Genomic DNA, 26,032 nt, shown 5'->3' with positions numbered 1-26,032 from the left:
TCTCATGGAACAATTGACACTCGAACCACCCAAGGATGCCGATGAGCAGATTACCTTGGGTCTCTACGCTGAACGTGCCTATCTGGACTACGCCATCTCCGTCGTGAAGGGGCGTGCACTGCCTGAATGCGCAGACGGTCAAAAGCCTGTTCAGCGTCGAATTCTCTACGCCATGAATGAGATGGGCCTGTCCGCAGGCGCCCGTCCTGTCAAGTCGGCGCGTGTGGTGGGTGACGTGCTGGGTAAGTACCATCCTCACGGCGATCAGGCGGCCTACGAGGCCCTTGTGCGCATGGCGCAAGACTTTACTTTGCGCTACCCCTTGATTGACGGGCAGGGCAACTTCGGAAGTCGCGATGGCGATGGTGCGGCGGCCATGCGATACACCGAAGCCCGATTGACACCCATATCGCGGCTGCTGCTCGACGAAATTGACATGGGCACCGTCGACTTCATTGCCAATTACGACGGCAGCATGAAAGAGCCCAAATTGCTGCCAGCGCGCCTGCCCTTCGTGTTGCTCAATGGCGCCTCTGGCATTGCGGTGGGCATGGCCACTGACATTGCACCCCACAATCTGCGCGAAGTAAGCAGTGCCACCATTGCGATGATTCGAAAGCCTTCCATCACACTCGACGAGGTGATGGAGCACATCCTGGGGCCTGATTTCCCGGGTGGGGCTCAAATTATTTCACCGCGGGCAGCCATTCGCGACGTCTATGAAAGCGGTCGTGGATCGCTGAAAGTGCGTGCGCGCTGGAAGGTGGAAGATCTTGCGCGTGGACAATGGCAATTGGTGATCACCGAACTGCCGCCCAACACATCCACTGCCCGCGTGCTGGAAGAAATCGAAGAACTGACCAATCCCAAGGTAAAAACGGGCAAGAAGGCCTTGACTCCCGAACAGCAAAACCTCAAGCAGCAGATACTTGGGGTGCTGGACACCGTGCGCGATGAGTCTGGCAAAGAGAACGCAGTGCGTTTGGTGTTTGAACCAAAGTCGCGCAACATCAGCGTCGACGATTTTGCCAACCTGCTGCTGAGCCACACCTCCCTTGAGACCAATGTGTCGCTGAACCTCGTGAGCATCGACAACAACGGCCGCCCCGGTCAGCGTGGTCTGCTGGCGATGCTGAAGGACTGGATCGAGTTCAGGCAGCTTTGTGTGTTGCGGCGCACCCGTCACCGTCTGGCTCAGGTCAATGACCGCATCCATGTGCTCGAAGGGCGGTTGATTGCCTGGTTGAACATTGATGAAGTCATCGCCGTCATTCGTGAATCGGACGAGCCCAAGTCAGCGCTGATGAGCCGTTTCAATTTGTCTGAGCGTCAAGCCGAAGACATTCTTGAAATCCGCTTGCGTCAATTGGCGCGGCTGGAGAAGATCAAAATTGAACAGGAACTGGGCAAGCTCGCGGAAGAAAAAGCGGAGCTGGAGGGCTTGCTGGCCGACGAGGGCAAATTGCGCCAGCGCATCGTGGCTGAAATCAAAAAAGACACCGAGGCCTTTGGTGATGACCGTAGAACCCTCATTGAGGAAGCCCAAAAGGCCAGCGTGGAAGTCAAGCTGATTGAAGAGCCCACAACCGTCATAGTGTCTGAAAAGTTTTGGGTTCGAAACAGGCAGGGGCATGGTCACGACGCCGCTCAGTTCACGTTCAAGGCGGGTGATTCTCTGTATGCCGCGTTTGAATGCAAAACCACCGATCAAACTTACCTGTTCGGTGCCGGTTCGGCCAGTGGCAAAGTGTTCAGCGTGCCAGTCAGCAGCTGGCCTGGTGGCCGAGGCGATGGCATCCCCGCACAAAGCCTGATTGAGCTCAACGGCGGCACCCTGTGCCACGCTCTTGCTTGCAATGCAGAGCAAGCCCTGTTGCTGGCAGTCAGTGGCGCTTATGGTTTTGTCACCAAAGCAGGCAATCTGGACAGCCGGATCAAAGCCGGCAAGCAATTCATCAGTGTGTCAGATGGCGAACGAGTCTTGCCTCCCATTCAGATTGATTCATCGGATGACCGCGTTGCAGTGATTTCGGAATCTGGTCGTTTTCATGTTTTCGCACTGGATGAGGTGAAAGGCCTTGCCGGCGGTGGGCGCGGGGTTCAACTGTTGCCTCTTGAAGAGGGTGACAAGCTGCTTGGCCTTGTGGCCTTCGGGCCTGAAGACAGCCTTGTGGTGTTTGGCACTGGGCGAGGCGGCAAAGACCGCGAGGAATTGCTAAAGCCTGCCTATTTGCTTGAGCGTTTTGGCAAGCGGGGCAGGAAAGGGCGAGAGCTCGATGTGAAGTTCAAGGTTGAGGGCATGAGAAGGGCCTAGTCTGTCTTGCTGGCCTAAGCGCACAGCCCGGTCTGTCTTGCCCTTGAATTGCCCGTATCACTTTGAATTGCCTCTGGCCTGGGTGCTTGTTCCAAGCGCACTGCCCAGTCTGTCTTGCCCTTGAATTGCCCATTCAACTTGTAATTGCCTCTGGCCTTGGAAGCCCGAGCGACAACTCGCCCCGGAATAGCCGGGGCTCAGACAAGTCGCAGGTCGGGCATGTTCCAAGGCTGCGAGTCAACACAAGTGGGGCAATTCTTGAATCGGGCTGCGACAGACTGGGCAGTGCGCTTGGGGCAGACCGAGGCTTCGGTCGAAGTTGGTGAACAGTACGATAAGGGTCAAGCTAAGTTGGTCAGCAGGTCAGCAGGTCAGCAGGTCAGCAGGTCAGCAGGTCAGCAGGTCAGCAGGTCAGCAGGTCAGCAGGTCAGCAGAATGGTTGAAATCCCTGTGTCGATGTTCCCCGCTGTCAGGCTTTGCAGGTGGGTGTGTCACGCAGCGCGATTCGGGGTTGCCCGGCTGCTCGGAATCCGCAGCTTTGGAATAGGCCCGACCTGCGACATGTTTGAGTGGCTTGCAAAGCCACGAGTTGTCGCTCGGGCTTCCAAAGCCAGGGTCCTGATCAGCGTCTATTCGGGCAAACCAAGCGCAAGTGACATGCACACCTGCGATAGCCGACTCAGCAACTACTAGGCGCAAGTGGCATGCCCACATGCAACAGCCGACTTAGAAACAGCCGACTCAGCAAACCGCAGGCGATGTCTTCACCTGCGGATGCCGCACTGGCTATCACATGTTGGGGTAGTTGGGCCCACCACCACCTTCCGGCGTCACCCACACGATGTTTTGTGTGGGATCTTTGATGTCACAGGTTTTGCAATGCACGCAGTTTTGCGCATTGATCTGCAACTGATCTTTCCCTTCGTCTGTTTTGATGTACTCGTACACACCCGCTGGGCAATAACGCTGTTCAGGCCCTGCGTATTGATTGAAGTTGACATTGACCGGCACGCTGGCATCTTTCAGTGTCAGGTGGGCGGGCTGGTTTTCTTCGTGGTTGGTGTTTGAAATAAACACCGAACTCAACCTGTCGAAAGTGATTTTTCCATCAGGTTTCGGATAGGCGATCGGCTGATACTCCGACGCGGGGCGCAGGCATTCGTGGTCCGCATGCTTGTGATGCAGCGTCCAGGGCACCTTGCCGTTGAACAGCTTCTGCTCGAAGCCTACCATCATGGTGCCGGTGTACAGTCCCTTGGACATCCACTGCTTGAAGTTTCGGGCGCGATACAGCTCATCAAACAGCCATGAGTCATGGAATGCCTTTGGATATGCGTCAAGTTCGTCGTGAGCACGATTGTTGGTGACAGCGTCGAATACGGCTTCGGCGCATAGCATGCCGCTCTTGATTGCCGCGTGGCTGCCCTTGATGCGCGAAGCATTTAAAAAGCCTGCGTCACAACCCACAAGCGCGCCACCGGGGAACACCAGCTTGGGCAGGCTCATCAAGCCGCCAGCGGCAATTGCACGGGCGCCGTAGGCGATGCGTTTGCCGCCTTCAAAGTACTTGCGAATGGCCGGGTGGGTTTTGTAGCGCTGAAATTCTTCAAACGGCGACAGGTAGGGGTTTTGGTAGGCCAGGCCCACCACAAAACCCACTGCCACCTGATTGTTTTCCAGGTGATACAAAAATGAACCACCGTAGGTTTCTGAATCCAGTGGCCATCCACCACTGTGAATCACGAGGCCTTCCTGGTGTTTGGCCGGGTCGATTTCCCACAGCTCTTTCAAGCCGATGCCATACACCTGGGGGTCGCGACCTTCATTCAGGTTGTATTTTTCAATGACCCGTTTACCAAGGTGCCCGCGAACGCCCTCGGCGAAAATGGTGTATTTGGCGTGCAGTTCCATGCCAGGCTGATAGGCGTGTGTGGGTTCGCCATCTTTGCCGATGCCCATGTCGCCGGTTTGAACGCCTTTGACTGCACCGTTTTCGTCGTACAGCACTTCAGCGGCCGCAAAGCCCGGAAACACTTCAACGCCAAGGGCCTCTGCCTGCTCGCCCAGCCAGCGGACGACGTTTGCAAGGCTGACGATGTAATTGCCATGGTTCTGGAAACACTTTGGCAGCAACATGTTGGGTACTTTTTTGGCTGAAGTTTCTGTTAAAAACAAAAACTGGTCTTCAGTGACAGCCGTGTTCAATGGCGCGCCCAACTCTTTCCAGTTGGGGAACAGTTCATCCATTGCGCGTGGGTCCATGACGGCGCCAGACAGAATGTGTGCGCCAACCTCGGAGCCTTTCTCCAGCACGCACACGTTGATTTCCTGACCTTTCTCGGCGGCCAGTTGTTTCAGTCGGATGGCTGTGGACAGGCCTGCTGGGCCTGCACCTACAACAACCACGTCATATTCCATCATGTCTCTTTCGACATTCGACATTGCATGAGTCTCCTTCTTTCATTTGTCGAAATTTGTAAGCCTTGCCTTGATTTTAAGCTGAAACCTTAGGGTAAAACCTGATCTGGAAGTTGATTTTGTTCTCTAGTGTTTGGGCTTGCTTTTGTGCGCCGCAACAGCATATCGGTATAATCCAGAGGGTTCACTCTAAAAGGGGTGACGAAAATCAGAAGCTCAATGCTGGGTTCGAATGAACTGTATGAGGACATGAGATGGGTATGAATAAGGTAGTGGGCAGTGCCTCCGAGGCGCTTGCGGACAGGATCAAAGACGGCATGACACTGGCTGTTGGCGGGTTTGGTTTGTGTGGTATTCCCGAGGCGCTGATTGAGGCGGTTCGCTTGTCGGGTGCAAAAGACCTGACGGTCATTTCAAACAACGCCGGGGTTGACGGCTTTGGGCTCGGCAAGTTGTTGGAAACCCGGCAGGTTCGCAAGATGATTTCCTCCTACGTGGGTGAGAACAAAGAATTTGAGCGGCAATACCTCGCTGGTGAGTTGGAGCTTGAGTTCACCCCCCAAGGCACGCTGGCCGAGAAGCTCCGTGCGGGCGGGGCTGGAATTCCTGCATTTTTCACCAAAACGGGATTCGGCACCGTCATCGCAGAGGGCAAAGAAACACGGGTCATCAACGGGCAAAATTATGTGCTCGAAAACAGCCTGACCGCTGACATTTCCCTGGTCAAGGCCTGGAAAGCCGACACATCCGGCAACTTGATCTATCGCCTGACCGCCCGCAACTTCAATCCAGAATGTGCGGTGGCTTCCAAATTCACAGTGGCAGAGGTCGAGGATATTGTAGAGGTGGGCGCGCTTGATCCCAACTTCATCCACACGCCGGGCATTTACATCCAGAAGCTGGTGTTGAATGCCCACCCCGAGAAGCGCATTGAAAAGCGCACTGTTTCCAACCCTGCTGCTTAAAGGAGAGTCGACATGGCATGGAGTCGCGATGAAATGGCTGCCCTGGCGGCCAGAGAACTACAAGACGGTTTTTATGTGAACCTGGGCATTGGTTTGCCCACCTTGGTGTCAAACCACATTCCTGCTGGCGTAAACGTGATGTTGCAGTCGGAAAACGGTTTACTTGGCATTGGTCCATTTCCCTCTGAGGAGGAGGTTGACGCAGACCTGATCAATGCGGGCAAGCAAACAGTGACGACCATCCCTGGTTCCGCATTCTTTTCGAGCTCTGAATCCTTTGCGATGATTCGCGGTGGACACATCAATCTGGCCATTCTGGGTGCAATGCAGGTGAGCGAAAAGGGCGACCTTGCGAACTGGATGATCCCGGGAAAGCTGGTGAAGGGCATGGGCGGTGCAATGGACCTGGTAGCCGGTGTTTCGCGGGTTATTGTGCTGATGGAGCACGTGGCCAAGAAGAAAGACGGCACCACTGATTTGAAAATCCTGCCTGAGTGCACATTGCCCTTGACCGGCAAGGCCGTGGTCAATCAAATTATCACGGACCTGGCCATTATGGACGTCACGGACAAAGGCCTGCTGGTGCTTGAACTGGCCCCTGGTGTCACCCGTGAAGAGCTGATCGAAAAAACTGGATGTCAACTTCAGTTTAAGTAACGCCTCGCTCAAATTGCCAAGCGGCCCTAGGTTATAATTGCCGTTTCAAACTGCGTACAAGACCTGCGTTTTCAGCGCCGCTTGGCATCATGACCAAATACGTATTCGTTACTGGCGGGGTAGTCTCGTCCCTTGGCAAAGGCATTGCCGCTGCTTCCCTGGCCGCGATTCTTGAAAGTCGTGGCCTGAAAGTCACCATGCTCAAACTGGACCCGTACATCAACGTGGACCCAGGCACAATGAGCCCATTCCAGCACGGCGAAGTGTTCGTCACCGAAGATGGCGCTGAAACTGACCTCGATCTGGGTCACTACGAGCGCTTTATTTCGGCCAAGATGAAAAAGGCCAACAACTTCACCACCGGTCAAATTTACGAATCCGTACTGCGCAAAGAACGCCGTGGTGAATACCTCGGTAAAACCGTTCAGGTTATTCCGCACATCACCAACGAAATTCAGGCCTTTGTCGAGCGTGGTGCCAAGGTTGCCTGGGACGGCAAAACCGATGTGGCCATCGTTGAAATTGGTGGCACCGTGGGCGACATTGAGTCCCTCCCGTTTCTTGAAGCTGTGCGCCAGATGAGCCTGCGTTTGGGCCGTAATAGCGCGTGTTTTATCCACCTCACGCTGGTGCCATTTATTGCTTCAGCCGGCGAGTTGAAAACCAAGCCCACCCAGCACAGTGTGCAAAAGCTGCGTGAAATCGGTATTTTCCCAGACGCTCTGCTGTGCCGTGCAGACCGTCGAATTCCCGACGACGAGCGCGCCAAAATCTCCATGTTTTCGAATGTGCCGCTTGAGGCGGTCATTTCCGTCTGGGACGCCGACAGCATCTACAAGATTCCAGCCATGCTGGAAGCCCAACAGCTCGATAGCATCGTCACTGAAAAACTGGCCATCGACGCGCCCAAGGCTGATCTGTCCAAATGGGCTGAAATCGTGTACGCCCAGGAAAATCCGGTGCAGCAAATCACAATCGGCATGGTGGGTAAGTACGTCGATCTGACCGAGTCATACAAATCACTGATTGAAGCCCTGAACCACGCGGGATTGCACACCCGCACACAAGTGAACATTCGCTACATTGACTCTGAGAACATCGAGTCCGATGGCGTTGGCGAGCTGCAAAAGCTGGACGCAGTGTTGGTTCCTGGCGGCTTTGGCAAGCGCGGTACAGAAGGCAAAATTGCAGCCATTCAGTACGCCCGTGAAAACAAGGTGCCTTACCTGGGCATTTGCCTGGGTATGCAGTTGGCCGTGATCGAATTCGCTCGTCACTGCGCTGGGCTTGAGCGCGCCAATTCCACCGAATTCGACAGTCAGGCTGACCAGCCTGTGGTCGCCTTGATCACCGAGTGGCAAGACAGCACGGGTAAAACCGAGAAGCGCACTGAGACCTCTGATCTGGGGGGCACCATGCGCCTTGGTTCACAACGCTGCCCGGTCAAGCCGGGTACGCTGGCCGAGAGTATTTACGGTCCGGAGGTCAACGAGCGCCACCGCCATCGCTATGAAGTCAACAACAACTACGTCGAGCAGCTTGAAAAAGCGGGTCTGCGTATTTCAGCTCGAACACCCACCGAAAACCTGCCTGAGATCATGGAGTTGCCCGATCATCCCTGGTTTATCGGTGTTCAGTTTCACCCGGAGTTCACCAGCACACCGCGCGACAGTCATCCCTTGTTTATGGCTTACGTGAAGGCTGCGCTGGCTTACAAACAATCCAAAGCGATATAGTGTCGGTACAAAAGGGCACTTTGACAGGGGTATGAAACATGAAGCTGTGTAACTTTGAAGCGGGTTTGGACCAACCATTTTTTCTGATCGCAGGCCCTTGTGTCATTGAATCCGAGCAAATGGCCATGGACACCGCGGGCCAGCTGAAGGAAATCTGTGCATCACTGGGCATCCCCTTCATTTACAAAAGTTCCTACGACAAGGCCAATCGCAGTTCTGGCAAAAGCTTTCGCGGTCTTGGCATCGACAAAGGCCTTGAAATCCTGATGAATGTCAAAAAGGCACTCGATGTGCCGGTGCTGACCGACGTTCATGAAATCGAAGAAATCAAGCCTGTGGCCCAGGTGGTGGATGTACTTCAAACCCCCGCATTTCTGTGTCGCCAGACCAATTTCATCGAGGCTGTGGCCAGTTGTGGCAAACCCGTAAACATCAAGAAGGGGCAGTTTCTTGCCCCAGGTGACATGGTGAATGTGGTCGACAAGGCCAGGGCAGCCAGCATCGCGTCGGGCGGTGACGGCAGCAACATCATGGTCTGCGAGCGCGGCGTCAGCTTTGGCTACAACAACCTGGTTTCAGACATGCGCAGCCTTGCCATCATGCGTCAAACCGGCTGCCCTGTGGTGTTTGATGCCACCCATTCCGTTCAGCTTCCTGGTGGGCAGGGCACTGCATCCGGCGGTCAGCGTGAATTCGTGCCCGTGTTGGCTCGCGCAGCAGTGGCCGTTGGTGTTGCCGGTCTGTTCATGGAAACACATCCGGACCCGTCCAAAGCGATGTCAGACGGCCCCAATGCATGGCCTTTGCCTCGAATGAAAGACTTGTTGAAAACGCTGCAAGCGATTGATCAACTGGTCAAAAGCGGCCCCCTGGCTGAAGCCGGTCTGATGGGTGCCTGAAAAGAATTTAATTGATCCAAGAGGAGCTTTATGAGCGCAATTGTTGATGTAATCGGCCGTGAGGTCATTGACTCACGTGGTAACCCCACCGTTGAATGTGACGTTCTGCTGGAAAGCGGCGCAATGGGCCGCGCTGCGGTACCCTCCGGTGCCTCTACTGGCTCCAGGGAAGCTGTTGAACTGCGCGATGGCGACAAGTCTCGCTACTTGGGCAAAGGCGTGCTTCGGGCGGTTGAAAGCATTAACACCGAAATCTCTGAGGCCATTTTGGGTCTGGATGCGCAAGAACAGGTGTTTCTGGATCAAACGCTGATTGATCTGGATGGCACAGACAACAAATCACGTCTGGGTGCCAATGCCATTCTGGCGGTGTCCATGGCTGTGGCTCGGGCTGCTGCTGAAGAAACTGGTCTGCCCTTGTACCGTTACTTCGGTGGCATGGGCGGCATGTCCTTGCCCGTCCCCATGATGAACGTCATCAATGGTGGCGCGCACGCCAACAACAACCTCGATCTGCAGGAATTCATGATTCTGCCGGTTGGTGCGCCAACCTTCCGCGAAGCCGTGCGCTATGGTGCAGAGGTGTTTCATGCGCTGAAAAAAATCATTCACGACAAAGGCATGTCGACCGCGGTGGGTGACGAAGGGGGTTTTGCGCCCTCCGTGGACAACCACGAAGCTGCAATCCAGATGATTATTCAGGCCATTGAGAATGCGGGCTTCGAACCCGGTACGCAGGTTGCGCTGGGTCTGGATTGTGCCGCGTCTGAATTCTACAAGGACGGTAAATACCACCTGGCCGGAGAAGGGTTGACCCTCAGCTCAGAAGAGTTTGCCCATCTGCTGGAAAGCTGGTGCAACAAGTACCCCATCATCTCCATCGAAGACGCCATGGCTGAAGACGACTGGAATGGTTGGGCATACCTTTCCAAGTTGCTGGGTCGCAAGGTTCAGCTGGTGGGTGACGACCTGTTTGTCACCAACACCAAAATTCTGGCAGAGGGTATCGAGAAAGGCATTGGTAACTCCATTCTGATCAAAATCAACCAGATCGGTACGCTGACAGAAACGTTTGCGGCCATCGAAATGGCCAAGCGTGCGAGATACACCGCGGTGATTTCACATCGCTCTGGTGAAACAGAAGACTCCACCATTGCTGACATCGCAGTGGGTACCAACGCCATGCAAATCAAGACAGGTTCCATGAGCCGATCAGACCGTATCGCGAAATACAACCAGCTTCTGCGCATTGAAGAAGATCTGGGCGACATCGCGTATTACCCCGGTCGTGCAGCCTTTTACAACCTCGATTAAGCGTTGTGTTCAGGCAGGCCCCGCGTTGCGGGGCCTTCTTGTATCCAAGCCCATGCCATGAAACTCAAGCTGATATCCCTTGTTTTGATCGCTTTGCTGGCCATACTTCAATACCCTTTGTGGTTTGGTAAAGGGGGGTTGATGCGAGTTCATGAGTTGAACCGTCAGGTGGCCGAACAAAAATCAGTCAACGAGTCCCTGCGTTTGCGAAATCAACAGATGGAAGGTGATGTGCGCAGCTTGTCAGATGGTGTAGAGGCTGTAGAAGAGCGTGCCCGCAACGACTTCGGCATGGTTAAAAATGGCGAGGTGTACATTCAGCTGGTGCAGCCTGATACCTCAAAATCCAACACCAACCCCTCTACCTCTAAACCCAGTTCCGCTGACACCAAGCCGGCCCAATAAGATCGCACGGCCTTTTTTCCAATTCAGTGAATGGTGGGTTGATCGTCGCCGTCTTTTCGCAGGTCTTTGATGGGGTCCTCTTCTTCGTCTGCGTTCAGGTTTTCTTCCAGCTCCTCAGCCTCAAACAGATGTTCGCACTGAGCCTGGGTAAAAATGTACGCGGAGTTGCAAAAGTCGCAATGAACGCACAGCTGCTTCTGTTCCTTCAGTGCCTCTTCGACTTCGTGTTTTCCAAGACGCAGAAGCATTCGGCCCACCTTCAGCCGTGAACAAGTGCATTCGAATTGCACGGTTCGTTCCGCCAGTTGCGCGGGATTTTCTTCCCAAAATAGACGGTGGGTCATGTCATCCAGTGCGATTGAAAGAATCTCAGACCCGGTGACTGTATGGCCGAGCGCCAGCAGTCTCTCCCAGCCGTCTGCGTCGTGGCTTTTTCCGTTGCGTTTGCCGCCTTCTCCGGGCATTTGTTGAAGCATCAAACCCGCGGCTGCATCGTGATTGGCGTGCAGGTAAAGTCGGGTTTCAAGCTGCTCAGAGGTTCTCATGTAGTTCTCGAGCGATTCGGCGATGGTGCTGCCGGACAGTTCGACCACACCTTGGTAAGGCATCTGGCCGGGTTGCCTGTTCTTGGGGTCCAATACGACGACAAACAGCCCCTTGCCGCTGACATTCAACAGATCCTTGTAGCTTGCATTCTCTGCAATGGCTTTCGTTTCGTCCAGCTTGACCGTGGCGCGCAAGCCGAGTTTGCTGTTGCATTCGGCCACCAGCAAAACCACGGGCCCGTCCCCTTTGATTTGCAGAATCAGTGAGCCTTCGAATTTGAGGGATGCAGACAGCAGGGCACTGGCGGCGACCAGTTGGCCCAACAGCTCAACCACTGGGGCAGGGTATTCATTGTGGGAGACCACTTTTTGCCAGGTTTTGTCGAGCCGCACAATTTGTGCGCGGGCGTCGGCGGCTTCAAACAGCAGGCTTTTCAGCTTGTCTTCCATGGTGATCTTTTAATCCGATATTTTTTTGAGTGTTTCTTTGAAGTGCTTTGCCTTCATGACGTAAAAGGCGGCTCCGATCATTTTGGCAACCTCGTCGTCTGTCAGGGTGCGCACCACTTTGCCGGGTGAACCAATAACCAGTGAGCGATCCGGAATTTCCTTGCCCTCTGTGACCAAAGCGCCGGCGCCGATGATACAGTTTTTTCCGATCTTTGCGCCGTTGAGAACGACAGATCGAATGCCGATCAGACTGCCTTCGCCCACCGTGCAGCCGTGCAGGCAGGCCTGATGGCCCACTGTGACATTCGGGCCAACCGTCATAGGATAGCCAATGTCCGTGTGCAGTACAGCGCCTTCCTGGATGTTGCTACCCTGCTGAATGTGTATCAGCTCGTTGTCACCGCGAATGGTGGCGCAATCCCAGACTGAAGCGTTTTCATCGAGTTGCACTTTGCCGATGACGCTTGCCTTTTCAGCCACATAAACGCTGGGGTGAATGGTCGGGGTGAGGGTGTCGAGCTGATAGACTGCCACGGCTTGTGTCTCCTGATGATCGTGTGCTGTTGTTCAGAATGGCATAAACTATCATGAAAGCATTTTGTAACAGATGCAAGTGCATACACAGCAGTGCGGAAGATTGGATGAATGAAGCAGATCTGAGGGTTGAGGCCTCAAAAGCGTTGGCAGAGTGCGATCCGGTACAAAAGATGAAGCGGGTTCAGAGCCTGAATCTAAATGGATCAGTGGATGCCAGCCTGACACTCGAGCCTTCCATGGGAAGGCCTCTGAAACCTGTGCTTGTTTCACCGGGGAAAGTGCCTACCAGAGGTCTTTCAAGCCCTGAAGGCAAGGCCATGTTGCTTCACGCGCTCGCGCACATCGAATTCAATGCCATCAACCTGGCGCTTGACATCGCAGTGCGATTTGACTCACTGCCCTTGGCGTTTTACACCGACTGGCTGAAGGTTGCCCAAGAGGAGGCCTATCACCACGCCCTGTTGTGCGATCGCTTAAAGGCGTATGGTGTGAGTTATGGTGACTTTCCTGCCCACGATGGTTTGTGGCAAATGGCACAACGCACCGCAGACAGTCTGTTCGCAAGGCTGGCGCTGGTACCGCGCCTGTTGGAGGCCCGCGGGCTGGATGTATCGCCTGCCATTCGCACGAAGTTGGCCAATGCCGGAGATTCGGAAAGTGCCGCAGTGCTGGATGTCATTTTGCGAGATGAAATCGGCCATGTGGCCATTGGTAACAGGTGGTTTGGTGTTTTGTGTGAACAGCGTGGGCTGGACCCGGTTGACGCGTTTGCCGAGTGCCTCGTGAAGTACAGTGCCCCTGAACCCCGGTCACCGTTTAATTTTCCGGCCCGCGAGCGTGCTGGATTTTCCCCTGCCGAACTGCAATGGTTGTTGCATTTGGAGCAGAGTCAGTCAGGGAGCGTAAAGACATGACAACAAGCAATCCGAACTGGGGCGACCCTCATTCCATCAACGCCGATCTGCATTGCCATTCCACCGTGTCGGACGGCACACTCGCCCCCGACCAACTGGCGGCAAGAGCAGCGGCCAACGGCGTTCAGATGTGGTCATTAACCGATCACGATGAAGTTGGTGGACTTGAAAAAGCCAGTGAAGCAGCTCGCGCGCACGGCTTGCTCTTTGTGCCTGGTGTCGAGGTGTCCGTGACCTGGTCTGGCAAGACGCTTCACATCGTCGGCCTGCGCGTTGGATTCAAAAACTCTCCTTTGTCTGAAGGATTGGGGCAGGTGCGATCCGGGCGCAGGGAAAGGGCACTTGAAATGTCTCATCAGCTGGCCAAGGTTGGCATTGATGGGGTTTTTGAGGGTGCCTTGAAATACGTTGGCAACCCAGATCTGATCAGCCGGACCCACTTTGCCCGCCATTTGGTGGAGCGCGGCGTCTGCACTGACATTGGCGATGTATTTCAGCGGTTCTTGACACCCGGAAAACCTGGCTATGTTCCTCATTCCTGGGCCAGTTTGTCTCAGGCGGTAACCTGGATTCGCGATTCCGGTGGCGTGGCCGTGATCGCACATCCGGGCCGATACGACCTGAATGAGCTGCAAATGGATGAGCTGATTCGTCAGTTCATCGAGTTGGGTGGGCAGGGCATCGAGGTCGTGACGGGCAGCCACACCGTGGATCAATATCGCACCTTCGCAAGGCGATCGCTGAAACATGGCTTGAAAGCGTCGCGCGGCTCCGATTTTCACGGACCCGAAGAATCCCGAGTAAATTTGGGTGAATTGCCCCCTTTGCCCGATGGCTGTGTGCCAATCTGGGATAATTGGGAAAACGTTTTGTAAACAGGACACCATTGGCGCAGTTCTTCGATCTACACCCCGACAATCCCCAGGCTCGCCTTTGCAAGCAGGCGGCTGACATCATCAACAAAGGCGGTATCGCCGCCATCCCAACCGACAGTTGCTACTCACTCGTCTGTCACCTGGACGACAAGCAGGCGGTTGAGCGTCTACGGCGAATCCGTGGCATTTCTGACAAGCAACATCTGGCCCTGCTGTGCAAAGACCTGGCCCATTTGGGCAGTTATGCCAAAGTCAACAACATTCAATATCGCCTTTTGAAAGCGGTGTTTCCAGGCCCTTACACATTCATTCTGGAAGCCACACGCGAAGTGCCCAAACGGGTTTCCCATCCCTCCAAGAAATCGATCGGTCTGAGGGTTCCTGATCACAAAGTGGTTCAGGCATTGCTTGAGCACACCGATGGCCCTTTGATTGCCTCGTCGCTTCAGTTGGGTGGCATGGACGAGCCCTGCCGCACGGCTGAAGAGGCGGTGGACCGGGTTGATCATCTGGTTGACCTGATTGTAGGCGATGGCCGGGATTGCGGTGCACAACCCACGACAGTGATCGACTGGACCGGCGAGTCGCCCGTGGTATTGCGGCTTGGAGCCGGGCCGCTGACCGGGCCACTCGAGCCCGTTGAAGTCGACGAAACTGAGGAACTTTGACTTGGACGCATCCATCATTCAAACGATTGCCGTGTACGCCCTGCCGGTGCTGTTCGCGATTACCCTTCACGAGGCGGCGCACGGTTATGTGGCGCGTCGATTTGGCGATGACACAGCCTACCTGATGGGCCGGGTAACGCTGAACCCTGTCAAGCACATCGACCCCATGGGAACCATTGTGGTGCCGCTCCTGATTCTGTTGAGTTCGGCCGCAGTCGGGGCAGGGCCCATGCTGTTTGGATGGGCCAAGCCGGTGCCTGTCAATTTTGGCCGTTTGAATCGACCCAAGAAAGACATTCGGTACGTGGCGTTTGCAGGGCCAGCAGCCAATTTCATCATGGCATTCATGTGGGCGGCCTTTTTGAAGCTGCTCCTGAGGGCCCAGTTCACTGAGCCTTTCTTTTTCGAAATGGCCAAAGCGGGCATCGTGGTCAATCTGGTGCTTGCAGCACTCAATTTGCTGCCGATTTTGCCGCTGGACGGTGGCCGTATACTCTTCAGTTTCCTGCCCTCTTCGGCGGCCTACCGCTTTGGGCAAACCGAGCGGTATGGCATGATTATCCTGATTGCGTTGCTGATGCTGAACATCTTGCCGGTCTTCATTCAGCCGATCGTGTCTTTCACCATGGACATTTTGTCCCTTATTTTTAATTTTTACTAAACATCATGTTTCCAGAACGCGTTTTGTCGGGCATGCGCCCCACCGGTTTGTTGCACTTGGGTCATTACCATGGTGTGCTGAAGAACTGGGTGAAACTTCAGACCGAATACCCCTGTCTGTTTTTCGTGGCAGACTGGCATGCGTTGACCACTCACTACGAAACGCCTCAGATCATTGAGGAAAATGTGTGGGACATGGTGATTGACTGGCTTGCGGCAGGCATTGACCCCTCTCAGGCGACCTTGTTCATCCAGTCGCGTGTGCCAGAGCACGCCGAGCTGCATCTTTTGTTGTCCATGTCTACGCCGCTGGGTTGGCTGGAACGCGTGCCTACTTACAAAGATCAGCAGGAAAAGCTGCACGACAAAGACCTGGCCACCTACGGGTTTCTGGGTTATCCCTTGCTGCAGTCTGCCGACATCCTGATCTACAGGGCGACCCAAGTGCCTGTGGGTGAAGACCAGGTGCCCCACATTGAACTGACCCGCGAAATTGCGAGACGATTCAATAACCTGTATGGCAAAGAACCTGGGTTTGAGGAAAAAGCACTGGAGGCTGCCAAAAAGCTGGGTTCGAAGCGAGCGAAGCTGTATCTCGACTTGCGCAATCGTTATCAAGAGCAGGGTGAAGACACTGCGCTTGAGCAGGCCAAAGCCATGTTGGGCGATTCTCAAAATCTCAGTCTGGCGGACCGTGAGCGCCTGTTTGGGTATCTTGAAGGTGGGCGAAAGCTGATTCTGGCTGAACCCAAGGCCATGCTGACCGAGGCGTCGCGCATGCCCGGTCTGGATGGTCAGAAGATGTCCAAGAGTTATCAAAATACGATCAGTCTGCGGGAAACGCCTGAAAACATTTCCTTGAAAATTCGCAAGATGCCCACCGATCCGCAGCGTGTACGCCGCACAGATCCGGGTGATCCTGAAAAATGCCCGGTGTGGCAGTTGCATGAAATTTATTCAGACGAACGTCAGAAAAACTGGGTGCAGGAGGGTTGCAAGTCAGCTGGCATTGGTTGCCTGGAGTGCAAGGAACCCATCATCGATGCAGTGGTTCGTGAATTAACGCCTATGCGAGAGCGTGCTGCCTACTACAGCGAAGATCCTTCCATGGTGCGCAATATCATTGCCGATGGTTGTGAGCGCGCCCGCGAGCTGGCCCAAGAAACCATGCGCGAGGTGCGGGAGAGCATGGGGCTCGATTATTCGTGAATCCGTCACCCTGGGTTGTTCGTTGTGTCAATGAATGGCTGGCTGGCCGGCATGCGCGGCAGTTTCATGCGCTTGATTTGGCTTGTGGGTCAGGCAGACATGCTTTTTACTTGTCGAACCAGGGGTTTCAAGTGGATGCGGTGGATATTCGTGCACCCGAGTTGTCAGCTTTGCCAGCCGATGTGCGTTTTGAAGAGATGGATCTGGAAGCTGAGGGCCCATGGCCGCTTGCAGGTCGGCAATACGATGTGGTGGTTGTAACCAATTACCTGCATCGTCCCCGGTTTCCTGATCTGTTGAAATTATTGAAACCCAGCGGCGCTTTGCTGGTCTACGAAACATTCATGGATGGCAATGCCCGGTTTGGTTCCCCGCGCAGTCCGGCTTTTTTGTTGAATTCAGCCGAATTGCCAGAGTTGGTCAAACCCCTGAATCTGGTTCGCTTTGAGCAGGGAATTCGCTCGGTTGAATCACCTGCAATGATTCAGCGGGCCATGGCCATTTCGGGCATTTGGTCTGAGATACAATCTCAGGCAATCCCATTAAACGAGAAAGGTAATACATGATCACTGGCAGCATGGTCGCGATTGTGACTCCCATGTTTGAAGATGGTTCTCTCGACATCGACGGTTATCGCAAGCTGATTGACTGGCACATCGAGCAGGGCACAGATTGCATCGTGGCCGTTGGAACCACCGGTGAATCGCCCACTGTGGACGTGGAAGAACACTGTGAATTGATCCGCGTAACGGTTGAGCAGTGCGCAGGCCGTATCCCTGTTGTAGCTGGCACCGGTGGAAATTCGACCACTGAGGCAGTTGAATTGACCGAGTTTGCCCGAAAAGTTGGCGCAGCAGCCAGTCTTCAGGTCGTGCCTTATTACAACAAGCCCACTCAAGAGGGCATGTATCTGCACTTCCGCAAAGTGGCTGAGTCCGTGGATCTGCCTGTGATTCTGTACAACGTACCAGGTCGCACCGTCGCTGATTTGGCGCACTCCACCGTCATCCGCCTTGCGCAGGTGGACGGCGTGGTCGGCATCAAGGAGGCCACGGGTAACATGGAGCGAGCAGCCTGGCTTATTCGTGAAGCGCCTGAAACGTTCGCCGTGTACAGCGGTGACGACACCACCGCGGTCAATCTGATGTTGATGGGTGGCAAGGGCAATATTTCCGTGACCGCCAACATCGCACCCAAAATCATGCACGAACTGTGCATGGCTGCGATTGCTGGGGATGCACGCAAGGCACACAACATCAACCTGGCCTTGATGGATCTCCATCAAGCCATGTTCTGTCAGGCCAACCCGATTCCTGTCAAGTATGCCTTGAGCAGAATGGGCAAAATGGCACCCGGTATACGGTTGCCCCTTACCCGCCTGGAAGCGGGATTTCACAGCGTAGTTGATACCGCCCTTCGGGCCCATCAACTGATCGACTAGTCCTATTTTGAATGGAAGTGATTGTGAATAAATCAACGAATCTGGCTTTACTGATGGCGGCCACCCTGGTGATGGCCGGTTGTGCATCCTATGACAAAGCGGTGGAAAGCCAAAAGGTTGTTTACAAAAAGGCAGAGAAGCGCGATGCCGGTCTGGATGTCCCGCCTGACCTGACCGCACAGCAGCCAGACGATCAGTTCTCGATCCCTGGTGACAGCGGAACCACAAGCGATGTAACCGCCTCGTCTTACTACAGCCAAAACAATCGTGCCGGCGCAGTGGCAGTTTCTACCCAGCCCGTTCTGGTGACCACTGACGACATCAAGATTGAGCAGGTTGGCAACACGCGATCCCTGCTGCTTAAAAACATCCCGCCCGAGAAGCTGTGGCCCACATTGGAAGGTTTCTGGAAAAAGCAGGGATTTGAGCTGGTCACCAACGATCCAAAGATTGGGGTCATGCAGACGGACTGGAAAGAAAACAGGGCCGCTATACCCATGGACGGCGTTCGAAAAGTGCTGGGTAAATTCATCGACGGCATCTATTCAAGCAACCAGAAAGATCGCTATCTCACACGTGTAGAACGCACCTCAACCGGTGGCTCAGAGGTGTTTATTACCCACCGCGGCATGGAAGAGGCCTACACGGACAAAAGCCAGACTGAATTGAAATGGATTCCACGCAAGCCAGACCCCGAACTGGAAGCAATCATGACCAATCGCCTGCTCGTGAAGCTGACTGGCGATGAAGATGCAGCCAAGAAAACCGGTGTGGAGACCAGCAAGCCACTGATTTCTGTTCAGAAAGACGCAAGCAGCGGCTCTGTCATCGTTCTGAACGAGGCTTTCCCTGAGGCCTGGCGCCGAATTGGCGTGGGTCTGGATCGATCTGGTTTCATTGTTGAAGACCGTGATCGTGAAAATGGCACCTACTATGTGCGTTACGCGCCCGATTCTGCCGCTGGTTCCGACAAAGAGCCCGGTTTCTTTGGCAAGCTGTTTGGTCAAAGCAATGACAGCCTGTCATCCGGCAAGCGCTTCCAGGTCTTGGTGCAGTCCAAGCCAGACAACACCTGCACGGCAAGGTTTGTGTCAGACAAGGGGGCGGCTGTACCCGTCAAGCTGGCCGATCAGGCTGTGGGCAAACTGGCACCCCAACTACAATAAACTGGGGCCGTGCGTTTCTCGAGTTTGGGCAGTGGCAGTGAAGGCAATGCCTGGTTGTTTGAGTCTTCAAACGACCAGGCGTCACCGACCCGGATCATGGTCGACTGTGGCTTTACCATCAAAGGCACCGTTGCACGCCTGGATCGCATGGGGCTCTCTCCAGAGCAGGTGAACGCGCTGATCGTCACTCACGAGCACGACGACCATCTCGGTGGTGTGTTCAAGTTCAGTCGTAAATTCAATGCGCCAGTCTTTTTGACGCACGGTACCTGGCGGGCAGCGCTTCGTACGAAGCGCACCGATGCCGCATACCTGCAGACTGGTTTGGTCAATCTCATTGAAAGCCATCAGGCTTTTGAGGTCGGCTCACTTTCCATTCAACCCTTTCCCGTGCCTCACGATGCTCTGGAGCCCATCCAGATGCTTGTTTCCGACGGGCAGTACCATGTGGGTATTCTGACCGATTGCGGAAGCTCTACGCCTCATTTGGTGAGGATGCTGGGCAAGGCCGATGCGCTGATACTTGAATCGAATCACTGCCCTGACATGTTGCTGCAGTCGCCCTATCCAGACAGCTTGAAAAGGCGTGTGGGGGGAAACTACGGGCATTTGAGCAACCAGACAGCCTGTGAGATTTTGCGGTCACTTGTGGGTGGGAAACTTCGGTTTGCTGTGGCTGCCCACTTAAGCAAAAACACCAATGATGCGAAATTGGTACGTACGATGTGGAACGACATCTTGGCGCCTGCCGGTGTTCGATTCGGCGTGGCTTGTCAGGAAAACGGTTTCGATTGGTGGAACGTCAGGGACATACTGACTGCGGACAACACCGCGCAGGCATAAAAAAACCCTCCCCAGAGGGGAGGGTTTTTGGCTGAAACAAGTCAGCGAAGAATTACTTCTTCTCTTCTGTTGCAGGAGCAGCAGCTGGTGCGTCAGCAGCAGGAGCGGCTGGAGCGGCAGCAGGAGCGTCAGCAGCAGGAGCGGCTGGAGCGGCAGCAGGAGCAGCGGCAGGAGCAGCTTGCTCAGCAGGAGCTGGAGCAGGAGCAGGAGCTTCTTCTTTCTTGCCACAAGCGGCCAAAGCCAGTGCAAACAATGATGCAAACAAAATTGACTTTTTCATGTTTAATCCTTTGAGGTAAAAAAAACGCTTATCTCTAAACGCCGTAATAAGAGTAAATAAACAGCTGGTTCGCAGAATTCACCCATCTTCCAACAGAGGAGGGTTTTAAAGCACTCCAACGGAAAACGAGCAAATTTTAACGAATGGCACAGGGATTTCAAGTGGAACTTGATTTCCCGGTTTCGAATCAATCTACTATTGACTTCGCAAAACCATTGAACTTTGTGAGTATTGATAAATCAAAACAAAGTGTCAATCCAGCCAGCCTTCGCAAATCCTATAACGAAAAAGGCTGCCTCTTCGTTGACAAATGCTGAATTGACCTCTTTTGGCTCCAATTGCCTTGAATTGGCTAAATTTGACAGAAATTCATAGGTCTCTTTTCTTTTAGGTTTGACGCATTCACCGTTGATAAAGACACTGGTTTTGCCCACCAGCATTCGGGTTTTCATGCTGAGTGCAATTCCGCGTTCAATTAAGGTGTGTCGTATTTCCTCAATAGTCATGTCTTCCGTGTTGTTTTCGTAATACACAATTGGCTTGGGCTCCGTCAGCATTTTCCCCAAGCTGACTGCAATTTCGTCCTCCCCAGGTTTGAATTCACGCATCAGTGTGAGGGCGAATTCAATCAGATCGTCTGGAAGGTTGGCCGGTCTGCTTTGAAGGCCTCGACCGGGGTCACTGAAAAGCTGCTTTTTAAGTGTTTCGTCGCTTTGAATCCGGTCTGCAAAGTCATGCAAAATGCCTGAAACAACCTCTGCCTTGTTGAGCGCGCGAAAGCCGATGCTTAAAGTCGTGCAAACCCCTTCAGCGACCCCATCATGGCCATAATTGGGGGGCAGGTAGAGCATGTCGCCTGGCTCTAGCAGAAACTCTTCGGTGGGTGTGAAATGTTCCAGAATTTTGAGCGGAGCGTCCTTCTTCAGCGTGCTGTCAGTCAACGGTCCAATCTTCCAGCGGCGCTTGCCGTGCATTTGCAACAGGAACACATCGTACGAATCATAATGAGGCCCGACACCTCCCCCGTGGCTGGCCAGACTCAGCATGATGTCGTCCAGTCGTGCATCGGGAATGAACCTGAACAATTGTAAAAGGTCGTAGGCCTCTGGCAGGTGGTGGTCGATTCCCTGGACAAGCACCGTCCAGTTGGGTTGCTCAAGGCTTGGCAGCGCTTCAAAAGGACCGTGTACAAGGCTCCAGTTCTGTCCGTCGCGTTGAATCAGGCGACTTTCAATGTCTTCGTCGCTGGCCATCTCAAACACGGTTTCGAGGTCGCACACGGCTTCGAAATCAGGGATCGCATTTTTGAACAAGCGTGGCCGAATATGCCAGTCTTCTTGCATGAACTGATCGACGGGTGTGTCAGCGAGTTTAAGTAATTGAGTGGTCATGGCGTTTGAGGGGAGGGATCTTTTGCGGGTATCATAGTGCACCCCGGCTTTTCGTGCCGGAAAGATTGGCGAATTCAGGAGTAATCTCGCATGAGAGTAGAGGCAGGCAAGGTCATCACCGTTGATTTCGAACTGAGGGATGCCCAGGGCGAATTGATTCAAGAAAAAGGTGGCGACCCCATTGTGTACCTCCATGGTGCTGATGCTGAAGTGTTTCCAAAAATTCAGGAAGCATTGAACAACAAGGAAATCGGCGAGGAAGTTTTTGTTCAGCTAGAGCCCGATGACGCATTTGGCGACTTCGACCCTGAGTTGATGCGAATTGAAGAGCTTGCCAATTTTCCCGAAGACCTTGAAGTTGGAATGCAGTTGGAAGAGGTGCCCACCGAAGGCGAGGACGTAGCCGACCTGAAGGCCGACGAGGACAACACCGGATTTGGGCGTTTGTGGACCGTGACTGACATTGCGGACGGCAAGGTTGTGTTGGACGGCAATCACCCATTTGCGGGAATTGCATTGCGCTACGCTTTGAGGGTCATCGATATTCGTGAGGCCAGCGCTGAAGAGTTGGCAGTGGGTGCTGCCACCCAGTCGCTGTTCAGTGTGGCGCCCAATCCGGATGCGTCAAAGTTGCACTAAGGCCCGGTTTGAATCGAAACGCTTTCTGCGTTGAATGGCGATTCTTGACCTGATCGCACCGTGATTCGTACCCATTCGTTGTAGAACGGATGCCCCCAGCCCTCAACCCGATGGAACAGTTCCGGATGCTTGAATGAGGGGTCGAATCGACTTAGGTCGGGTTGATCAAACACAAAGCGATGTGTGTCACCATGCGCAAGCAAAACCGGCCTTTGCGTGGTGTCTACATAACCTGCGATGGCCTTCATGATGGATGCGTAACCATTGGGGGCGTTCAACAATTTTCCCAGCCATCCACCGCCCGAACCGTCCAGTGGATTGGCCTGCATGGCAATCACCGTTTCTGTGGGTGGGCTTTCTTTGTTGAATTCGCCGGCAGCCTTTTGCAGCCATTGTTCGTTGGCGCGTTCCCTGCTCAAATAGCTGGCCTCAATGGCTTCTGGGCTTTCCTTTCGACTGGCTGGCGCTTCAAGGTCATTGTTGCTGCCTGGCACGTTCAGGGTCACGAACAGGGTATTTCCAATTCGCCACATCGCGTTTTCTGGAAATTGTTTGTTTTGCTGAAGAACGGGTGCCGGGTGTTGCCCGAGTGATTGAGGCTTGGCAAAGGCAATTTTTCTCAGAAAGGCGAGTCGTTCCTGCGAATTGTAATTGCCATTCGAATCACGATGGCAGTCGGTCCATTCATTGTCGCCCGGCGTGTAGTAAAGCGGTTTTTGGCTTTGGTTGAGCTGGGCAATGCGTGCCTTCAGCAAGTCGTTGTCGCAGCGTTCACCGCCTCCCTTGATGTCGCCCACATGCAAAACCCACTGCACTTCAGGTCGCGAATTCACCGCTTGAATGACCTTGTCAGTCGATGACACAAAAAAAGCGCCGTAAGGCTGGTCACCAATGAGTGCGAAAGTCAGGGGTGTGCTGGTGGGGTGGGTGTGTGGAAGGTCGCTGGCCAGGCTCGTCTTGAAAGTCAACAAGGCCAAGGTCAACAAGATGGGTTTGATCATTGATGGCCTTGGTAACGTGCGCATGGGTTTAGTGATTGCGAATGTTTTTGAGTTGGAACAGCAAGTCCAGTGCCTCTCGCGGGCTTAATTCATCAGGATCAAGCTCATCTATTTTTTCAGCAAGCAATCTGGCCGACAGGTCTTCGGCCGAGGGCGAGTTTGAATGGGCCGAGCCGGGTGGCACCGACTCTGCGCTTGCAAACAAGTCACCTTGTGGCGTCTGTGCCCGCTTTTCAGCCTCCAGTTCTTGAAGCTTTTTCTGGGCGCCTTTGACCACCAGCGCGGGTAGCCCTGCCAGTTTCGCAACTTGTAGGCCGTAGCTCTGGTTGGCGGGTCCTGCCTGTATTTTGTGCAGAAAATAGAGCTTACCCGCCTGTTCAGTGGCAGACAGGTGCACGTTAAACACGCTGTCCAATTCACTGGCCATTTGCGTGATTTCGAAATAATGGGTGGCAAACAGTGTCAGACAGCGATTGGCTCCAGCCAGTCGTTTGGCAATTTCCCAGGCCAGTGAAAGGCCATCGAAGGTGGAGGTCCCCCTGCCAATTTCATCCATGATGACCAAGCTTGATGGCGTTGCCTGTCGAACAATGGTGGCTGCCTCCGTCATTTCAACCATGAAGGTGGAGCGCCCACCGGCAAGATCGTCGGACGCGCCGATTCGAGTAAAAATTCGATCCAGAATGCCGATTTGAGCCTGTTTGGCGGGCACAAATGACCCCATGTGGGCCAACAGCGCGATCAGGGCAGTCTGGCGCATGTAGGTGCTTTTTCCGCCCATGTTGGGTCCGGTGATCAGCGCCATGTGCTTGCCTGGATAAAGCTGGCAGTCGTTGGGTGTGAATTGCTCAACCTGGGTTTCAAGCACAGGGTGGCGACCCTCTGCGATGTCGATGAGTGAGTTCTTGACCATCTGCGGACAGACCCAGTCGGACTCGAAAGCAACCCGCGCAAGCGCGGCAAGTGCATCCAGTTCAGACAGCGCCTGGGCCAAGGTCTGTAGTGGTGCGATGAACTGGAACAGCCAGGCCTGAAGTGTCTCGTAAAGTTGTTTTTCCAGTGCCAATGCCTTGTCTTTGGCAGACAGGGCCTTTTCTTCAAATGCTTTCAGCTCATCGGTGATGTAGCGTTCAGCGTTTTTCATGGTTTGTCGTCGAACGTAATGGGCTGGCACCTTCTCGCTTTGGGCCGACGACACTTCAATGTAATAGCCGTGAACCCGATTGAACTCCACTTTGAGGTTGGCAATGCCGGTGCGTTCACGTTCTTTGGCTTCGAGCTGGATCAGGAATTGGCCGCTGCCGGTTTGAATTTGCCGTAGTTCGTCGAGATCAGCGTCATAACCGTCGGCAATCACCCCTCCATCGCGCAACAACACGGGTGGCGAATCGGAAAGGGCTCTGTTCAGGGTGTCGGCCAGTTCAGGTGGCAGCACCATCGCTTGTCGATAAGGTTCGAACACGCGGTAGTCGATGGGGTCTGGCGCTGTGTTGTCGGCAGACAAAAGTTGAATCAGTTCTGGCAACTGGGCCAGTGACTCCCGCAGTGCAAGCAAGTCTCTGGGCTTGACCGTCTGCATCGCTATGCGACTGCTGATGCGCTCAATGTCTGCCTGACCTCGAATCAGGCCAATCAGGGATTGAGCCAGACACTGCGCGGCCATGGGTTTGCTCTGCAACAGCACAGCGATGCGGCGCTGGCGTTCCTCGATAAGCGCCAGGTCGCGAAGTGGCTCAATGATCCATTGGCGCAGTCTTCGTGCGCCCATCGCGCTGCCGGTCTTGTTGATTCTGGAGAACAAGGTGGGCGCAGATTCACCTCGCAATGTCTCCAACAGTTCCAGATTTCTTCGGGCGGTTTCATCCAGGGTCAGAAAGCTGCTTTCCTGTTCTATGCGAATGTCGGACAGGTGTTGAAAGTGATCCACATTCAGATGCGTTTCACGCGCGTACTGAAGGGCTGCTCCCATGGCTTTGGCGGCCAGCGGTGCCTTGTCCAATTCAAGACTTTGCAGGTTGGCGGCCTGCAGGGTCTGCATCAGGTGGTTGTTGGCCAAACCTGCATCGAAATGCCAGGCCGGGCGCTCCATGGCCTTCGGCAAACCCATTCCCTGGGCGTATTTTTTGTCGTTGACCAGCACCTCTGCCGGGTTAAAGCGGGCCAGGTTGGCCAGCAGGGCAGGGTTGGTGCATTCCAGCAGCCGTACACTGCCCGCTGAAAGTGCCACACAACAGACGCCCCAAAGCCGACCATCTTCCGAATACAGGCTGACCAGTGTCTTGTTTTCTTGATCGGGAAGCAGGGTGGATTCGGTCAGTGTGCCCGGTGTGACCACGCGCGCCACTTTGCGTTCCATGGGGCCCTTTGTGGCACCCGGTGTTCCGACCTGCTCGCAGATGGCCACAGAATGGCCCAAAGCCACCAGTTTGGCGAGGTATTGATCCACCGCGTGAAAGGGCACACCCGCCATCGGGATCGGTTTGCCGGCCGATTGGCCACGATGGGTCAGCGTGATTTGCAAGAGCTGGGCGGCCAGCTCGGCGTCTTCGAAAAACAGCTCATAGAAGTCGCCCATCCGGTAGAACAGAAGCTTGTCAGGCTGGGTGGATTTGAGCTGCAAATACTGCTGCATCATCGGGGTGTGCTGTTCAAACCCCGATGGTGTTTGTGACTGGACGATGTCTGTCTGAAGTGAACTCAAGGCC

24 protein-coding genes are annotated in these 26,032 nt (G+C 54.3%); 17 read left to right on the top strand and 7 right to left on the bottom strand.

Annotated features, from left to right (window positions below):
* Positions 1 to 4: 4 nt before the first annotated feature.
* Positions 5 to 2,314, top strand: a complete 2,310-nt coding sequence (gene parC, locus QQJ87_RS14390) for a DNA topoisomerase IV subunit A (protein WP_284282597.1) — start codon at positions 5 to 7, stop codon at positions 2,312 to 2,314.
* Between the two features lie 789 nt (positions 2,315 to 3,103).
* Here the strand turns inward: parC and QQJ87_RS14385 are convergent.
* A complete protein-coding gene (locus QQJ87_RS14385) occupies positions 3,104 to 4,756 on the bottom strand; it encodes an electron transfer flavoprotein-ubiquinone oxidoreductase (RefSeq protein WP_284282595.1) in 1,653 nt (550 codons plus the stop codon).
* A gap of 236 nt (positions 4,757 to 4,992) precedes the next feature.
* Between QQJ87_RS14385 and QQJ87_RS14380 the strand changes: the two genes are divergently transcribed.
* From QQJ87_RS14380 to ftsB, 6 genes are all read left to right on the top strand, one after another.
* Positions 4,993 to 5,697: a CoA transferase subunit A gene (locus tag QQJ87_RS14380; protein ID WP_284282594.1), complete on the top strand. Its 705-nt coding sequence runs from the start codon at positions 4,993 to 4,995 to the stop codon at positions 5,695 to 5,697.
* 12 nt (positions 5,698 to 5,709) lie between these two features.
* Positions 5,710 to 6,354, top strand: a complete 645-nt coding sequence (locus tag QQJ87_RS14375) for a 3-oxoacid CoA-transferase subunit B (protein WP_284282592.1) — start codon at positions 5,710 to 5,712, stop codon at positions 6,352 to 6,354.
* Positions 6,355 to 6,443: 89 nt separating this feature from the next.
* Complete coding sequence (pyrG, locus tag QQJ87_RS14370; protein ID WP_284282590.1) at positions 6,444 to 8,090, top strand: CTP synthase; 1,647 nt, start codon at positions 6,444 to 6,446, stop codon at positions 8,088 to 8,090.
* Between the two features lie 38 nt (positions 8,091 to 8,128).
* Positions 8,129 to 8,989, top strand: coding sequence for a 3-deoxy-8-phosphooctulonate synthase (gene kdsA, locus QQJ87_RS14365; protein ID WP_284282588.1), 861 nt, complete (start codon positions 8,129 to 8,131; stop codon positions 8,987 to 8,989).
* Between the two features lie 30 nt (positions 8,990 to 9,019).
* A complete protein-coding gene (gene eno / locus QQJ87_RS14360) occupies positions 9,020 to 10,303 on the top strand; it encodes a phosphopyruvate hydratase (RefSeq protein WP_284282586.1) in 1,284 nt (427 codons plus the stop codon).
* A gap of 57 nt (positions 10,304 to 10,360) precedes the next feature.
* On the top strand, positions 10,361 to 10,708 hold the full coding sequence (gene ftsB / locus QQJ87_RS14355) for a cell division protein FtsB (protein WP_284282584.1): 348 nt from the start codon (positions 10,361 to 10,363) through the stop codon (positions 10,706 to 10,708).
* 23 nt (positions 10,709 to 10,731) lie between these two features.
* On the opposite strand, the gene hslO is transcribed toward ftsB, so the two are convergent.
* Together hslO and QQJ87_RS14345 are read right to left on the bottom strand one after the other, a co-directional pair.
* Positions 10,732 to 11,703, bottom strand: a complete 972-nt coding sequence (gene hslO, locus QQJ87_RS14350; protein WP_284282582.1) for an Hsp33 family molecular chaperone HslO — start codon at positions 11,701 to 11,703, stop codon at positions 10,732 to 10,734.
* 9 nt (positions 11,704 to 11,712) lie between these two features.
* The gene (locus tag QQJ87_RS14345; RefSeq protein WP_284282580.1) at positions 11,713 to 12,237 is read right to left on the bottom strand and encodes a gamma carbonic anhydrase family protein; all 525 of its coding nucleotides are present in this window, start codon (positions 12,235 to 12,237) and stop codon (positions 11,713 to 11,715) included.
* A gap of 107 nt (positions 12,238 to 12,344) precedes the next feature.
* On the opposite strand from QQJ87_RS14345, the gene QQJ87_RS14340 reads away from it, so the two are divergent.
* The 9 genes from QQJ87_RS14340 to QQJ87_RS14300 are packed head-to-tail and all read left to right on the top strand — an operon-like array spanning position 12,345 to position 20,016.
* A complete protein-coding gene (locus QQJ87_RS14340; protein ID WP_284282579.1) occupies positions 12,345 to 13,154 on the top strand; it encodes a ferritin-like domain-containing protein in 810 nt (269 codons plus the stop codon).
* Positions 13,151 to 14,029 (top strand): 3',5'-nucleoside bisphosphate phosphatase, encoded by an 879-nt coding sequence (locus tag QQJ87_RS14335; RefSeq protein WP_284282578.1) that lies wholly within the window; start codon positions 13,151 to 13,153, stop codon positions 14,027 to 14,029. Before QQJ87_RS14340 ends, QQJ87_RS14335 begins: the two co-directional genes overlap by 4 nt.
* Positions 14,030 to 14,040: 11 nt before the next feature.
* Positions 14,041 to 14,697, top strand: coding sequence for an L-threonylcarbamoyladenylate synthase (locus QQJ87_RS14330; RefSeq protein WP_284282577.1), 657 nt, complete (start codon positions 14,041 to 14,043; stop codon positions 14,695 to 14,697).
* Position 14,698: 1 nt separating this feature from the next.
* Complete coding sequence (locus tag QQJ87_RS14325) at positions 14,699 to 15,358, top strand: site-2 protease family protein (RefSeq protein ID WP_284282576.1); 660 nt, start codon at positions 14,699 to 14,701, stop codon at positions 15,356 to 15,358.
* 5 nt (positions 15,359 to 15,363) lie between these two features.
* Complete coding sequence (locus tag QQJ87_RS14320) at positions 15,364 to 16,566, top strand: tryptophan--tRNA ligase (RefSeq protein WP_284282575.1); 1,203 nt, start codon at positions 15,364 to 15,366, stop codon at positions 16,564 to 16,566.
* Positions 16,563 to 17,132 carry a class I SAM-dependent methyltransferase gene (locus QQJ87_RS14315; RefSeq protein ID WP_284282574.1) on the top strand — a complete coding sequence of 190 codons (570 nt, stop codon included), beginning with the start codon at positions 16,563 to 16,565 and terminating at the stop codon, positions 17,130 to 17,132. The genes QQJ87_RS14320 and QQJ87_RS14315 overlap by 4 nt, the downstream gene beginning before the upstream one ends.
* A complete protein-coding gene (gene dapA, locus QQJ87_RS14310; protein WP_284282573.1) occupies positions 17,129 to 18,007 on the top strand; it encodes a 4-hydroxy-tetrahydrodipicolinate synthase in 879 nt (292 codons plus the stop codon). Before QQJ87_RS14315 ends, dapA begins: the two co-directional genes overlap by 4 nt.
* A gap of 23 nt (positions 18,008 to 18,030) precedes the next feature.
* Entirely contained in the window at positions 18,031 to 19,173 is a 1,143-nt protein-coding gene (gene bamC / locus QQJ87_RS14305; protein WP_284282571.1) for an NlpB/DapX family lipoprotein, read from the top strand.
* A 9-nt stretch (positions 19,174 to 19,182) separates the two neighbouring features.
* On the top strand, positions 19,183 to 20,016 hold the full coding sequence (locus QQJ87_RS14300; RefSeq protein WP_284282570.1) for an MBL fold metallo-hydrolase: 834 nt from the start codon (positions 19,183 to 19,185) through the stop codon (positions 20,014 to 20,016).
* 52 nt (positions 20,017 to 20,068) lie between these two features.
* Here QQJ87_RS14300 and QQJ87_RS14295 read toward each other — a convergent pair whose 3' ends face one another.
* On the bottom strand, positions 20,069 to 20,296 hold the full coding sequence (locus QQJ87_RS14295; RefSeq protein ID WP_284282569.1) for a hypothetical protein: 228 nt from the start codon (positions 20,294 to 20,296) through the stop codon (positions 20,069 to 20,071).
* Between the two features lie 239 nt (positions 20,297 to 20,535).
* A complete protein-coding gene (locus QQJ87_RS14290; protein ID WP_284282568.1) occupies positions 20,536 to 21,687 on the bottom strand; it encodes a cupin domain-containing protein in 1,152 nt (383 codons plus the stop codon).
* Between the two features lie 90 nt (positions 21,688 to 21,777).
* Here QQJ87_RS14290 and QQJ87_RS14285 point away from each other — a divergent pair, with 90 nt between their 5' ends.
* Positions 21,778 to 22,326: an FKBP-type peptidyl-prolyl cis-trans isomerase gene (locus tag QQJ87_RS14285; protein WP_284282567.1), complete on the top strand. Its 549-nt coding sequence runs from the start codon at positions 21,778 to 21,780 to the stop codon at positions 22,324 to 22,326.
* Here the strand turns inward: QQJ87_RS14285 and QQJ87_RS14280 are convergent.
* The gene (locus tag QQJ87_RS14280; protein WP_284282566.1) at positions 22,323 to 23,327 is read right to left on the bottom strand and encodes a metallophosphoesterase; all 1,005 of its coding nucleotides are present in this window, start codon (positions 23,325 to 23,327) and stop codon (positions 22,323 to 22,325) included. The two genes, QQJ87_RS14285 and QQJ87_RS14280, sit on opposite strands and share 4 nt — an antisense overlap.
* Before the next feature lie 28 nt (positions 23,328 to 23,355).
* Positions 23,356 to 25,962: a DNA mismatch repair protein MutS gene (gene mutS, locus QQJ87_RS14275; RefSeq protein WP_284282565.1), complete on the bottom strand. Its 2,607-nt coding sequence runs from the start codon at positions 25,960 to 25,962 to the stop codon at positions 23,356 to 23,358.
* Positions 25,963 to 26,032 lie beyond the last annotated feature (70 nt).

Origin of the sequence: Limnobacter litoralis, from assembly GCF_030160455.1 — a bacterium.
Taxonomy (GTDB): domain Bacteria; phylum Pseudomonadota; class Gammaproteobacteria; order Burkholderiales; family Burkholderiaceae_B; genus Limnobacter; species Limnobacter litoralis.
Note: the sequence above shows the minus strand (reverse complement) of the source record. Positions and strands in the feature narration are given on the sequence as shown.